This window comes from Streptomyces sp. B93, assembly GCF_018070565.1.
In the GTDB taxonomy this organism is placed as follows: Bacteria; Actinomycetota; Actinomycetes; order Streptomycetales; family Streptomycetaceae; genus Streptomyces.
Genome location: NZ_JAGPXL010000041.1, coordinates 1 through 12290 on the forward strand (window position 1 = coordinate 1; position 12290 = coordinate 12290).

Here is a 12290-nt window from a genome sequence, read left to right on the forward strand (position 1 = left end):
CCCCCCCGCCCCTCGGGTACGGCGGTCGGTCAGCCGTTGTTGTTGCCGTTGCGGCGGCGCATGCCGAAGAAGACCGCTCCGCCGCCGACGAGGACCAGCGCACCCGCGATCCCGGCGATCATGCCGGTGTTGGAGTTGGCGCCGGTCTCGGCGAGGTTGGACTTGCCGGCCGCCGGGGAGGGCGCGTTGCTCGCCGTGTCCGCGGGGGCGGTGGTGGTCTCCTCGGCCGGGGCCGACGGGGTCGCCGGGCTGCTCTCCGAGGGGGTCTCGGAAGGCGTGTCGGACGGCTCCGGGGAGGACTCCGAGGGGGTCGGGGTCGGGGTGTCGTCGTCGGCGCAGCCCGTGGCCGGGGTGGTGAGGTGGGGCTTGATGTCCTCGTCGACCTGGTTGCCTGCCTTGACGTGGACGCGGTAGGTGGCGCCCGGCTCCCAGTCCTCCTCGAAGGTGATCGTGACGCCCTCGCGGGAGCCCTTGACCTCCTGGCTGCCGACCTTGCGCTCGTCGGCGCCGTTGTTCTGCAGGTACACGGTGACGGTCGCCGGGACGCCGGTCGGGTCCTTGTCGGTGACCGTGATGACGCCCTTGGCGCCGTCGCACTCGGCGGCGGCGGAGAACTCGCTGATGTCACAGGCGAGCGCGCTGCCCGTGACACCGAGCACCAGCGCGGTGGAGGCGGCGGCGACACCGAGGGCGCGCACGGAACGGCCGGTGAGCCGGCTGGCGTTACTGCGTGCGTTGCGGCGGATTATGGACACGTTTGTCCTTCTCGAGTTGCAAATGAGGGGGGTTGAGGGGGATGTGGGGCGCCGCTGAGGGCACGTCCATCACCCCCCGGAACTCACAGGTCTATAAGCGCTCCATAAGCAGTGTCAATGCACGGGTGTCCCACCGCCGTTGGCTTTGCCCGCTTATTAACCGCCGAGACGTTTCAACGCCTCCGGAACCTCCTCGATCCGGTCAACCAGCGCTATTTGAGCCTCCATCGACCGCTCCCGGGCCAGCGACCGCAGCAGTGGCCAGGCGGGCAGCCGCTCCGTCCAGTGCGCGCGGTCCACCAGCACCATGGGCGTGGGCTCCCCGCGCGACTCGTAGTAGTTCGGGGTCGCGTTGTCGAAGATCTCCTGTACGGTCCCGGCGGCGCCCGGCAGATAGATCACGCCCGCGGTGCAGCGGGCCAGCAGGCCGTCCTCGCGCGTGGCGTTGGCGAAGTACTTGGCGAGGTGCGAGGCGAACGGGTTGGGCGGCTCATGGCCGTAGAACCAGGTGGGGATGCCGACCGAGCGGCCGCCGCGCGGCCAGCGTGCGCGCACCTCGAAGGCCGTGCGCGCCCAGTCCGTGATGGACGGGGTGAACCCCGGTGCCTTGGCGAGGAGTTCGAGGGCCTCCGGGAGCATCGCGTCGTCGTGCGGTGCGGCGTACGCGCCCAGGTTCGCGGCCTCCATGGCGCCGGGGCCGCCGCCGGTCGCCACGGTCAGTCCGGCGCGGGCGAGTTCCCGGCCGAGCCGGGCGGCACCGGCGTACGCCTCCGTCCCGCGGGCCATGGCGTGGCCGCCCATGACGCCCACCACCCGGGCGCCGAGGAGGAGTTCGTCCAGGGCGTCGGAGATGGCGTCGTCGTGGACGGCGCGCAGGGTGGAGGCGTAGATGTCCCGGTCCGCCTTGGTCCGCTGGAACCAGTCGTAGGCGCGGGCGTCGGGGGTGGCCTCGTAGCCGCCGTCCGCGAGGGACGCGAAGAGTTCGTCGGGCGAGTAGACCAGGCCGCGGTACGGGTCGAACGGCAGGCCGGGTACGGGCGGGAAGACCAGGGCGCCGTCGGCGCGGACCTTCGCGGCCGCGTTGTCGCGCATCGGGCAGCCGAGGAAGACGGCGCCCGAGGTGGTCGTGGTGAGCAGTTCGCGGGTACGGTCCGTCAGGTCGACGGCCTGGACCCGGTATCCGGCGAGCGAGCCGCGCGCGGCGACCGTCGCGTCGAACTCCTCCAGGGTCTCTATCTCACGGTCGTGGTGGTGGGCCGCATGGGCGGGCATCGTCTGCACGCGCCCATGCTAGGCACCAGGGTGCGTCAGCCCTGCACCGCGGCCGGGTCCATCCACACGACCTCCCAGGTGTGGCCGTCGAGGTCGTCGAAGGCGCGGCCGTACATGAAACCCATGTCCTGGACCTTGTCGGAGGCGGTGCCACCGGCGGCGACGGCCTTCTCGACGAGTTCGTCGACCTTGTCGCGGCTCTCGGCGCTCAGGCAGATCAGCACCTCGCTGGACTTGGTGGCGTCCGCGATCTCCTTGTCGGTGAAGGTCGCGTAGAACGGCTTGGTCAGCAGCATCGCCACGATGGTCTCGCTGATCACGACCGAGGCGGCGTTCTCGTCGCTGAACTGGGCGTTGATGGTGTAGCCCAGCTCCGTGAAGAACTTCTTCGAGGCGTCGAGGTCGTTCACGGGGAGGTTGACGAAGATCATCTGCTGGTACGGGGCGGTGGTGGCCATGGGGGTCTCCCTCGGTGTGTTCCATCGTGTTCGTGGGGATAGACGCCGGGGGGCTCGCGGACTCATCGGTCTTCGGGAACTTTTTTTCTCGGTCTTCTCGGTCTGCTCAGGCCCGCAGTGGCTGCGTCGCCAGCTCCGCCACCAGCAGGGTGAGCGGGGCGAAGACCGCCAGCAGGGCGGCGGTGCGCAGGGTGGCGGCGCCGCGGAGGGTCGTCGCCGGGGCGCCGAGGCGGAGCAGGGCGCCGGTGATGTCGGCGCGGGCGTGCTTCGCCTCCACGGCGGAGGTGAGGAGCGTGGCCACCGTGCAGCCCGTGACCAGGAGGGCGCCGAGGGTGGTGAGGGGGCCGAAGGGCGGGGCGGAGGTGTCGTAGAGGGCGGTCGTGGCGTAGGCGGCGGAGACCACCGCGCAGACCACGCCCAGGGGGCGGCCGATCCTGGGGGCCTCGGCCATGAGGACGCGGCCCGCGAGGAGGCGGAGGGCGCCGGGGTTCGCGGTCTGGAGGAGGCGGCCGGTGAGGTGGGTGAGGCCGGGGCCGGTGAGGGCCAGGCCCAGGGCGGTGAGGATCCAGCCGGTGAGGATGCCGGTGGGGCTGGCGGTGAGGCCGCCGGGGAGGGTGACGGGGGTGGTGGTCTTGGCATGGGCCGCGTAGGTCTCCACCGCGAGGCCTGCGGCGAGGAGGGTGAAGCCCCAGGGGAGGGTGGTGAGCGGGTTGGCCTGTTCGGTGCGGGGGGCTGCCGCTGGGGGGCGGGTCGCGCGGTCCGGCGCCGGCGGGGTGCCGTCCTTCCGCGGGTCGGGAGCCACCCCGGCGGCACGACTGCCCGCGGGCTCGTGCGGGCGTAGCGCCCAGGCCGTCGCCGTCGACGCCGTCAGCGGGACCACGGACAGCAGGGTCACCGTGGCGGGGACGGGCAACGGCTGGGCCGTGGCCAGGAAGTCCGTGCCGAGGGCGGTGAAGGGGGTGCCCGTCAGGTCGCCCCGGAGGTGGAGGAAGAGGAGGAGGGCCAGGGCGGAGCCCAGGGTGGTGGCGAGGGTGGTGGTGGTGGTGGCGGAGACGAGCATCAGGCGGGCCGGGCCCAGGCCGACGGCGGAGAGGCCGGGGCGGGGGCTGGTGCCCGGGTCGGTGCGGGCGACGGCGACGGCGAAGTGGACCGTGGCGGCCAGCGGGGGCACGCACCAGGCGAGGCGCAGCAGCGAGGCGGTCGTGTCCTGCGGGTGGCCCAGGGCGTGGCCGAGGGCGCAGAGCAGGAGGAAGCCCGTGCCCGCCGAGGCCGCCGCCACCAGCAGGCGGCGCAGCTGTACGGCGGGCTGGGCGCCGCGGGTCAGGCGGAGAGCGAGCACGCGGCCCGGCCTTCCGTCTCGGTGACCGGGGGCAGGTGGACGGTGTTCACCCGGCGTCCGTCGAGGAGCGAGACCGTGCGGTCCGCCAGCGCCGCCGTCTCCGCGTCGTGGGTCGCGAGGATCACCGTGATGCCGTGCGAGCGGGCGGCCGTGGTGAGGGTGCGCAGGACATGGGCGCGGTCGGCGCGGTGCAGGGGCGCCGTCGGCTCGTCGGCGAAGAGGACGGTGGGCGCCGGGGCGAGGGCGCGGGCCAGGCAGACGCGTTGCCGGGCGGCCAGCGGGAGTTCGTGCGGGCGCTTGCGGGCGGCGTGGCCGACGTCGAGGCGTTCCAGCCACTCCAGGGCGGCGCCCTTGGCGCGGCGGCGGCCGGTGCCGCGCAGCATCAGGGGCAGGGCGGCGTTCTCCCAGACGTTCAGTTCCGGTACGAGGGTGGGGGCGGGGTCGATCCAGCTGAACCGGTCGCGGCGGAGCCGTTCCCGGGCGAGGTGGCCCATGGTGTGCACGGGGACGCTGTTGAACCAGACCTCGCCGCGCTGGGCCCGCAGCAGGCCCGAGAGGCAGTGGAGCAAGGTGCTCTTGCCGCTGCCGCGCGGGCCGCCGACGGCGAGGATCTCGCCCTCGCGGACGCCGAGCGAGACGCCGTGCAGCCCGGGGGAGCCGTCGGCGTGGGTGTGGTGCAGGGACCGTGCCCAGAGCACGTCGTTGTCCGGCGGAGCCTCCATGGGCGTACACCTCGGTTCAGATCCGTAGTTCCCGTGCCGTTCCCCCGTGCGGGGGAACGAAGGCAGGGCCGATCGGTCACTGGCACGCTAGGCAGTGGGCGCCCGGGGCCCGGACAGCACACGGCCCCGGGCCGCCGTTTCTCACTCGAACGGCGGCCCGGGGCCGGGATCTGATCACACGGTCAGATGATCACAGCGCGACCGGGACGGTCACAGCTTCGTCCACGCCTCCGTCAGCGTGGCGCGCAGGATCTGCTCGATCTCGTCGAAGGTCTCCTGGTTGGAGATCAGCGGCGGCGCGAGCTGGACGACCGGGTCGCCACGGTCGTCGGCGCGGCAGTACAGGCCGTTGTCGAACAGGGCCTTGGAGAGGAAGCCGTACAGGACGCGTTCCGTCTCCTCCTCGTTGAAGGACTCCTTGGTCGTCTTGTCCTTCACCAGCTCGATGCCGTAGAAGAAGCCGTTGCCGCGGACGTCGCCGACGATCGGCAGGTCGTGCAGCTTCTCCAGGGTGGCGCGGAAGGCGCCCTCGTTGTCGAGGACGTGCTGGTTGAGGCCCTCGCGCTCGAAGAGGTCGAGGTTGGCGAGGCCGACGGCCGCGGAGACCGGGTGGCCGCCGAAGGTGTAGCCGTGCAGGAAGGTGTTCTCGCCCTTGTAGAACGGCTCGGCCAGGCGGTCGGAGATGATGCAGGCACCGATCGGGGAGTAGCCCGAGGTCATGCCCTTGGCGCAGGTGATCATGTCCGGCACGTAGCCGAACTTGTCGCAGGCGAAGGTCGTACCGAGGCGGCCGAAGGCGCAGATGACCTCGTCGGAGACGAGCAGCACGTCGTACTGGTCGCAGATCTCACGGACCCGCTGGAAGTAGCCGGGCGGGGGCGGGAAGCAGCCGCCCGCGTTCTGCACCGGCTCCAGGAAGACCGCGGCGACCGTGTCCGGGCCCTCGAAGAGGATCTGCTGCTCGATCTGGTCGGCGGCCCAGCGGCCGAAGGCCTCGGGGTCGTCGCCGAAGAGCGGGGCGCGGTAGATGTTGGTGTTGGGGACCTTGTGGGCGCCGGGGACCAGCGGCTCGAAGGGGGCCTTCAGACCGGGCAGGCCGGTGATGGACAGGGCGCCCTGCGGGGTGCCGTGGTAGGCGACCGCGCGCGAGATGACCTTGTGCTTGGTGGGCTTGCCGACCAGCTTGAAGTACTGCTTGGCCAGTTTCCAGGCGGTCTCGACGGCCTCGCCGCCGCCGGTGGTGAAGAAGACCTTGTTCAGGTCGCCGGGCGCCTCGTGCGCGAGCCGTTCCGCCAGCTCCACGGCCTTGGGGTGGGCGTACGACCACACCGGGAAGAACGCCAGCTCCTGGGCCTGCTTGGAGGCGGTCTCGGCGAGTTCCGTGCGGCCGTGACCGGCCTGGACCACGAACAGGCCCGCGAGACCGTCGAGGTAGCGCCTGCCCTTGTCGTCGTAGATGTAGGTGCCCTCGCCCCGGACGATGGTCGGGACGGGGGAGTTCTCGTACGAGGACATGCGGGTGAAGTGCATCCACAGGTGGTCGTACGCGGTGCGACTGAGGTCCTTGCTGCTCACGGTTATCGGGTCCTCATGGTTATCGGGTTCCCCACATGTAGGTCTGCTTCTTGAGCTTGAGGTAGACGAAGCTCTCGGTGGACCGGACGCCGGGCAGCGACCGGATGCGCTTGTTGATGACGTCCAGCAGGTGGTCGTCGTCCTCGCAGACGATCTCGGCGAGGACGTCGAACGAGCCCGCGGTCATCACCACGTACTCCACCTCCGGCATGGCGGTCAGCGCGTCGGCCACGGACTCCGTGTCGCCCTCGACGTTGATGCCGACCATCGCCTGCCTGCGGAAACCCACGGTCAGCGGGTCCGTCACGGCGACGATCTGCATCACGCCCTGGTCGAGCAGCTTCTGGACGCGCTGGCGCACGGCCGCCTCGGACAGGCCCACGGCCTTGCCGATGGCCGCGTACGGCCGGCGGCCGTCCTCCTGGAGCTGTTCGATGATGGCGAGGGAGACGGCGTCCAGCTGGGGGCTGCCGTTCCTCTGCTCTGCGCTTCGACTGGCCACGCGCTCACTTTGCACGAGGACTCGACAGTTTCGCAAGGCGTGATCGATGAAATTCGTTGTTTACGAGATTGCAGCTTGCGGATTTCGCAGATCTGGCGGGTTGGGGGCTGTTGAAACCGTCGGCGTACCGTTTAGGGTGGGCATCTCAAGGAATGGACATCGACAGGAGGGCCGGCAGTGACCACCGAACTGCGTCGTCTGCGCAACTACATCGACGGAGAGTTCCGGGACGCCGCCGACGGACGGACCACCGAGGTGGTGAACCCGGCCACCGGTGCGGCGTACGCGACAGCGCCGCTGTCCGGGCAGGCCGACGTCGACGCCGCCATGGCGGCCGCGGAGGCCGCGTTCCCCGCGTGGCGTGACACCACCCCCGCCGAGCGGCAGAAGGCCCTCCTGAAGATCGCGGACGCGTTCGAGGAGCGCGCCGAGGACCTGATCGCCGCGGAGGTGGAGAACACGGGCAAGCCCGTCGGGCTCACCCGCTCCGAGGAGATCCCGCCGATGGTCGACCAGATCCGCTTCTTCGCGGGCGCGGCCAGGATGCTCGAGGGCCGCTCGGCCGGTGAGTACATGGAGGGGATGACCTCCATCATCCGCCGCGAGCCGGTCGGCGTCTGCGCCCAGGTCGCCCCGTGGAACTACCCGATGATGATGGCCGTGTGGAAGTTCGCCCCGGCCATCGCCGCGGGCAACACGGTCGTGCTGAAGCCGTCCGACACCACCCCGGCCTCCACGGTGCTGATCGCGGAGATCCTGGGCTCGATCCTGCCCAAGGGCGTCTTCAACGTCGTCTGCGGCGACCGCGACACCGGCCGCATGATGGTCGAGCACCCCGTCCCGGCGATGGCCTCCATCACCGGCTCGGTGCGCGCGGGCATGTCCGTCGCCGAGTCCGCCGCCAAGGACGTCAAGCGCGTCCACCTGGAGCTGGGCGGCAAGGCGCCGGTCGTGGTCTTCGAGGACACCGACATCGCCAAGGCCGTCGAGGACATCTCGGTCGCGGGCTACTTCAACGCCGGGCAGGACTGCACCGCCGCCACCCGCGTGCTCGTCCAGGAGTCCATCCACGACGAGTTCGTCGCCGCGCTCGCCAAGGCCGCCGCCGAGACGAAGACCGGCCAGCCCGACGACGAGGACGTCCTCTACGGCCCGCTGAACAACCCCAACCAGCTCAAGCAGGTCGCGGGCTTCATCGAGCGCCTCCCCGCGCACGCCAAGGTCGAGGCGGGCGGCCAGCAGGTCGGCGACAAGGGCTACTTCTACGCCCCGACCGTCGTCTCCGGCCTGAAGCAGGACGACGAGATCATCCAGAACGAGGTCTTCGGACCGGTCATCACCGTGCAGTCCTTCACCGACGAGGACCAGGCCGTCGCGTGGGCCAACGGCGTCGAGTACGCCCTCGCCTCCTCGGTGTGGACCAAGGACCACTCCCGTGCCATGCGGATGTCCAAGAAGCTCGACTTCGGCTGTGTGTGGATCAACACCCACATCCCGCTGGTCGCCGAGATGCCGCACGGCGGCTTCAAGAAGTCCGGCTACGGCAAGGACCTGTCGGGGTACGGCTTCGACGACTACACCCGCATCAAGCACGTCATGACGTCGCTGGACGGCTGAGTCGGCCTTACCGGCCTCACAGATCGAGGACCAGCCGTCGTCCCCGGCAGCGGGAGACACAGATCATCATCGTGTCGCCCGCTGCCCGCTCGGCCCCGGTGAGCACCGAGTCACGGTGGTCGGGGACGCCTTCGACGACGTCCGTCTCACAGGTGCCGCAGGTGCCCTCGGCGCAGGAGTACAGCACCTCGACGCCCGCCGCCCGCACCGCCTCCAGGACGGAGACGCCCGCCGGGACGCCCACCGTCCGGCCGGTGCGGGCCAGGACGACCTCGAACTCCCCGTCGTAGCCGTCCCGTTGTTCCGTCGGCCGGAAACGCTCCACGCGCAACGCTCCGGCCGGGCACCGCTCCTCCATCGCGTCCAGCAGCGGGCCCGGGCCGCAGCAGTAGACGAGGGTGCCCTCGGGCAGGTCGTCGACGACCGGGGCGAGGTCCAGCGGACCGGCCTCGTCCCGGGGGCGCAGGGTGACCCGGTTCCCGTAGCGGCGCAGTTCCCCGGTGAACGCCATCGACGCCCGGGTCCGTCCGCCGTACAGCAGCGTCCAGTCCGCGCCCGCCCGGTCGGCCGCCGCCAGCATCGGCAGGATCGGGGTGATGCCGATGCCGCCCGCGACGAAGCGGTAGCGGGCGGCCGGTTCCAGGGCGAAGTGGTTGCGCGGGCCGCGCAGCCGCAGCCGGGTGCCCGGCCGCACCCCGGTGTGCACATACGCCGATCCGCCGCGCCCGTCCGCCTCCCGCAGCACGGCGATCCGCCACACCGACCGGTCGGCGGGGTCGCCGCACAGCGAGTACTGCCGCTCGAGACCGGGTCCGAGCAGCACGTCGACGTGGGCGCCCGGCGTCCAGGCGGGCAGCGGTCCGCCCCGCGGGTGGCGCAGGGTGAGGGCGACCACCCCGTCCGCCGCGCACTCGCGCCGTTCGACGAGGAGTTCGTACGTCGTCATACGGCCGTCCCCCGGGGCCGGTGCCCCTCGGGATGGGCGAGCATCCACTCCCACATGGTCACCGGGTCCTCGGCGGTGTGCTGGGCGCCGCAGTGGCAGGTGCCGTGCAGGAGGTCGGTGCCCGGCAGCCAGTCGACGCGGTAGACCTCGCCGGTCGTCGGCGCGGTCACCTGACCCGCTCCACGGGCTTGTCGCCCTCCTCCACCAGCCGGGCGAGGATACGGCGGGCGGCGAGACCGCCGGTGTCGATGTTGATGCTGAGTTCCTGGTACCCGGCGCGCTCGGTGCCCAGGGTCCGCTGGAGCAGGTTCAGCGCGTCGACGTCCTGCATGACCACCGTGTGGTTGCCGCTCCGCAGGAACTCGGTGACCTCGGCGTCGTCGGTCGCCCAGTCCCGCGAGACCGCCCAGAAGTCGTACACCTCGCCGTCGGCGGACGGGGTGATGCAGTACGTGATCTCCGTGTGGAAGGCGTCCGGATCGCTGCCGTCCGGCTCCGGCAGCACCCCCACCGGGGCGACCCGGCTGTGCAGCAGGTACAGACAGGGCGCGTGGTACTCGATGTCCTGCCAGCGCATGATCCGCCCGTCGATGCCGGTGGAACGGGCGTAGAACGGCGGGCACTCGGCGTCGTCCATGTGCCTGCTCACCCGTACGATCCCGGCGCCCTCGTCGACCTCGGTGGTGATCGGCGTCTCGGCGACCTCGGGGGTGCCGATGTGGCCGCCGTGCAGATAGGTCTCGTGGGAGAGGTCGAGGAGGTTGTCGACGAGGAGCCCGTAGTCGCAGGCGATGGGCTCCATCCCGCGCACGGTGACCCAGCCCGGCGCGTCGAGGTGCGGGGCCCGCGGGATCGTCGCCGGGTCGGCGAGGGCCGGGTCCCCGATCCAGACCCAGACCAGCGAGTCCACCTCGGCCACCGGGTAGGCGGCGACCCGGGCCGTGCGCGGGACGCGCCGCTGGCCGGGCACGTAGACGCAGGCGCCGGTGGTGTCGTAGGTGAAGCCGTGGTAGCCGCAGACGATCCGGTCGCCGTCCAGACCGCTCGCGGAGAGCGGGTAGCGGCGGTGCACACAGCGGTCGGCGAGCGCGACCGGGGTGCCGTCGGTCTCGGTGCGGTACAGCACGACCGGCTCGCCGAGGACCGTACGGCCGAGGAGGCCACGGCCGACCTCGTGCGCGAAGGCGGCGACGTACCACTGGTTGCGGGCGAAGGCGGTCATGTGCGGCATGGGCGCGGCTCCCGTCGTCGGTGGTGCGGTCATGGTCGGGACGGGGGGTGGGGGATCGCAATGCCGCTTCCGTCCCACGGAAGGGGGGCGGCAGGGAGATGGCCCCCTGGCCTCAGGCGGGTCGCCACCCCAGCCGCCGGGAGATGCCGCGGGCTGCCAGCCGTACCGCCGGGATCAGTGCCGGGACCTGTGTGTCGTCGGCCGGGACCACGACCGAGACGGCCGCCGCCACGGCTCCGCCCGCCCCGCGTACCGGCGCCGCCACCGACAGGGCGTCGTCGGTGATCTGACGGACGCTCACCGCGCAGCCGGTACGGCGGACCTCGGCGAGCATGCGGCGCAGCAGCGCGGGGTCGGTGACGGTGTGGGTGGTGAACGCGGGCAGGGGTCCGGTGCAGTACGCCGCCTGGAACTCCGGGTCGGTGTGGGCGAGCAGGGCGAGGCCGACGCCGGTGGCGTGCAGGGGCCAGCGGGCGCCGACCTGGATGCGGACGCCGACCGCCGAACGGCCCGAGATCCACTCGATGTAGACCACCTCGGTGCCGTCGCGGACCGCCAGCTGCACGTTCTCGTGGGTGGCTTCGTACAGGTCCTCCAGGAACGGCAGCGCGGCCTGGCGCAGGGCCAGGCCGCGGGGGGCCAGCGCCGACACCTCCCACAGGCGCAGTCCGATGTGGTAGACGCCGGACGGGTCGCGTTCCAGCGCGCCCCACGCCGTGAGGGCGCCGACCAGCCGGTGCGCGGTGGTGAGGGGTAGTCCCGCGCGGCGGCTGATGTCCGTCAGGGTCAGGGCCGGGTGGTCGTGGTCGAAGGCGTCGAGCACCGCGAGCAGCCGGTCGGGCGCGGAACGCGGGGGCATGCTCCGAGGATCACCCGTGGTCAGTGGCCGTGGGTAGACCCCGGAGTCTCCTTCTCGTGCTCCTCCGGCTCCGGCCGCGGCTGCCCGGCGCCGGAGTCCAGGTGCACCGTGAAGGCCGCCGTGCGCACTTCGCCGTCCGCCTTGAAGTCCAGGAAGAGCCGGTAACTGCCCGAGCTGGGCGCGGTGGTGGCGAAGGCGACGCGGGGGCCGGACGTCTCGTCGCCGTGGGCCTCCTCGTGCGGGTGGACGTGCAGGTAGGCGAGGTCGCCGGAGCGCAGGGCGACGAGGTGGCCGTAGGCACCGAGGTAGGGCTGGAGGGTGGTGACGGGGCGGCCGTCGCGGCGGACGGTGAAGGTCAGGTCGCTCTCCCGGCCCGCGCTCAGGTCGCCGTTCAGCTCGACGGTGTAGCCGTCGACCGTGGCGGTCCTGGACGCGGCGGGCAGCGCCGCCGGTTCGTACGTCCCGGAGACGGCCAGGTCGGCGCCCAGTGTCAGGCCCTCCTCCTCGGCGGCGGGCGTGAAGTCCGCGAGGACGCGGTAGCCGCCGGGGTCGGGGAGCGTGGTGGTGGTGGACCAGGTGCCGTCCTCGGCGCGTACGGGGTGCAGATGGCGGTAGGTGGTGAGGTCGCGGGAGGCGACGATCAGGTGCAGCTCCTTCTCGTGCTCGACCCGGTAGTCGGTGACCGGGCGTCCGTCCGCGCCTCGGACCACGAACCGCAGCGTGCTCTTCTCGCCCGCCTTCACCTGGGGTGTGCGCAGGTCGAGGGCGTAGCCGTCGGCGGCGATCTGGAGGCCGCCGGGTGAGGTGTCGGCGGCCGGTTTGCTCGCTGGGGCGTGCTCGGCGGATGCGTGGGCCGCCTTGTCCGGCGCGGTGTCGACGGGGGAGACCGCGTTGCCGATGCCGTAGGCGGCGGCGAAGGTCGCGGCGAGCGCGGTGCCGAAGGCGCCGATCTTCGTGAGGGAGTTCATCGCGGGCTCCTGGGTGGTGGTCGCTCGGGCTCTTCATGACTTGCCC

The 12290-nt window shown here is 71.9% G+C and carries 13 protein-coding genes; 1 reads left to right on the forward strand and 12 read right to left on the reverse strand.

Annotated features, from left to right (window positions below; translation table 11 throughout):
• Nucleotides 1-29 precede the first annotated feature (29 nt).
• The 7 genes from KBY47_RS28695 to KBY47_RS28725 all read right to left on the reverse strand — a co-directional run bounded on the left by KBY47_RS28695 (nucleotide 30) and on the right by KBY47_RS28725 (nucleotide 6638).
• Nucleotides 30-755, reverse strand: a complete 726-nt coding sequence (locus KBY47_RS28695; RefSeq protein ID WP_374103123.1) for an LAETG motif-containing sortase-dependent surface protein — start codon at nucleotides 753-755, stop codon at nucleotides 30-32.
• 156 nt (nucleotides 756-911) lie between these two features.
• Nucleotides 912-2036 (reverse strand): LOG family protein, encoded by a 1125-nt coding sequence (locus KBY47_RS28700; protein ID WP_210926023.1) that lies wholly within the window; start codon nucleotides 2034-2036, stop codon nucleotides 912-914.
• A 26-nt stretch (nucleotides 2037-2062) separates the two neighbouring features.
• A complete protein-coding gene (locus tag KBY47_RS28705) occupies nucleotides 2063-2485 on the reverse strand; it encodes a VOC family protein (RefSeq protein ID WP_210926024.1) in 423 nt (140 codons plus the stop codon).
• Between the two features lie 106 nt (nucleotides 2486-2591).
• On the reverse strand, nucleotides 2592-3824 hold the full coding sequence (locus KBY47_RS28710) for a hypothetical protein (RefSeq protein WP_210926026.1): 1233 nt from the start codon (nucleotides 3822-3824) through the stop codon (nucleotides 2592-2594).
• Entirely contained in the window at nucleotides 3806-4546 is a 741-nt protein-coding gene (locus tag KBY47_RS28715; RefSeq protein ID WP_210926028.1) for an ABC transporter ATP-binding protein, read from the reverse strand. The genes KBY47_RS28710 and KBY47_RS28715 overlap by 19 nt, the downstream gene beginning before the upstream one ends.
• Nucleotides 4547-4756: 210 nt before the next feature.
• On the reverse strand, nucleotides 4757-6121 hold the full coding sequence (locus KBY47_RS28720; protein ID WP_210926031.1) for an aspartate aminotransferase family protein: 1365 nt from the start codon (nucleotides 6119-6121) through the stop codon (nucleotides 4757-4759).
• Between the two features lie 19 nt (nucleotides 6122-6140).
• A complete protein-coding gene (locus KBY47_RS28725) occupies nucleotides 6141-6638 on the reverse strand; it encodes an Lrp/AsnC family transcriptional regulator (RefSeq protein ID WP_210926033.1) in 498 nt (165 codons plus the stop codon).
• A gap of 162 nt (nucleotides 6639-6800) precedes the next feature.
• On the opposite strand from KBY47_RS28725, the gene KBY47_RS28730 reads away from it, so the two are divergent.
• Nucleotides 6801-8240 (forward strand): gamma-aminobutyraldehyde dehydrogenase, encoded by a 1440-nt coding sequence (locus tag KBY47_RS28730; RefSeq protein WP_210926036.1) that lies wholly within the window; start codon nucleotides 6801-6803, stop codon nucleotides 8238-8240.
• A gap of 16 nt (nucleotides 8241-8256) precedes the next feature.
• On the opposite strand, the gene KBY47_RS28735 is transcribed toward KBY47_RS28730, so the two are convergent.
• From KBY47_RS28735 to KBY47_RS28755, 5 genes are all read right to left on the reverse strand, one after another.
• Nucleotides 8257-9186: a PDR/VanB family oxidoreductase gene (locus KBY47_RS28735; RefSeq protein ID WP_210926038.1), complete on the reverse strand. Its 930-nt coding sequence runs from the start codon at nucleotides 9184-9186 to the stop codon at nucleotides 8257-8259.
• Nucleotides 9183-9356 (reverse strand): hypothetical protein, encoded by a 174-nt coding sequence (locus KBY47_RS28740; protein ID WP_210926040.1) that lies wholly within the window; start codon nucleotides 9354-9356, stop codon nucleotides 9183-9185. The genes KBY47_RS28735 and KBY47_RS28740 overlap by 4 nt, the downstream gene beginning before the upstream one ends.
• The gene (locus KBY47_RS28745) at nucleotides 9353-10417 is read right to left on the reverse strand and encodes an aromatic ring-hydroxylating dioxygenase subunit alpha (protein ID WP_210926111.1); all 1065 of its coding nucleotides are present in this window, start codon (nucleotides 10415-10417) and stop codon (nucleotides 9353-9355) included. Before KBY47_RS28745 ends, KBY47_RS28740 begins: the two co-directional genes overlap by 4 nt.
• A 112-nt stretch (nucleotides 10418-10529) precedes the next feature.
• On the reverse strand, nucleotides 10530-11276 hold the full coding sequence (locus KBY47_RS28750) for an IclR family transcriptional regulator (RefSeq protein ID WP_210926042.1): 747 nt from the start codon (nucleotides 11274-11276) through the stop codon (nucleotides 10530-10532).
• 20 nt (nucleotides 11277-11296) lie between these two features.
• Nucleotides 11297-12244 carry a hypothetical protein gene (locus KBY47_RS28755; RefSeq protein WP_210926044.1) on the reverse strand — a complete coding sequence of 316 codons (948 nt, stop codon included), beginning with the start codon at nucleotides 12242-12244 and terminating at the stop codon, nucleotides 11297-11299.
• Nucleotides 12245-12290: the final 46 nt, after the last annotated feature.

Coding starts and splice junctions, on each gene's coding strand:
- KBY47_RS28735 (WP_210926038.1), bottom strand. CDS start 9,186: ATGACGACGTACGAACTCCTCGTCGAACGGCGCGAGTGCGCGGCGGAC.
- KBY47_RS28755 (WP_210926044.1), bottom strand. CDS start 12,244: ATGAACTCCCTCACGAAGATCGGCGCCTTCGGCACCGCGCTCGCCGCG.
- KBY47_RS28745 (WP_210926111.1), bottom strand. CDS start 10,417: ATGCCGCACATGACCGCCTTCGCCCGCAACCAGTGGTACGTCGCCGCC.
- KBY47_RS28705 (WP_210926024.1), bottom strand. CDS start 2,485: ATGGCCACCACCGCCCCGTACCAGCAGATGATCTTCGTCAACCTCCCC.
- KBY47_RS28750 (WP_210926042.1), bottom strand. CDS start 11,276: ATGCCCCCGCGTTCCGCGCCCGACCGGCTGCTCGCGGTGCTCGACGCC.
- KBY47_RS28715 (WP_210926028.1), bottom strand. CDS start 4,546: ATGGAGGCTCCGCCGGACAACGACGTGCTCTGGGCACGGTCCCTGCAC.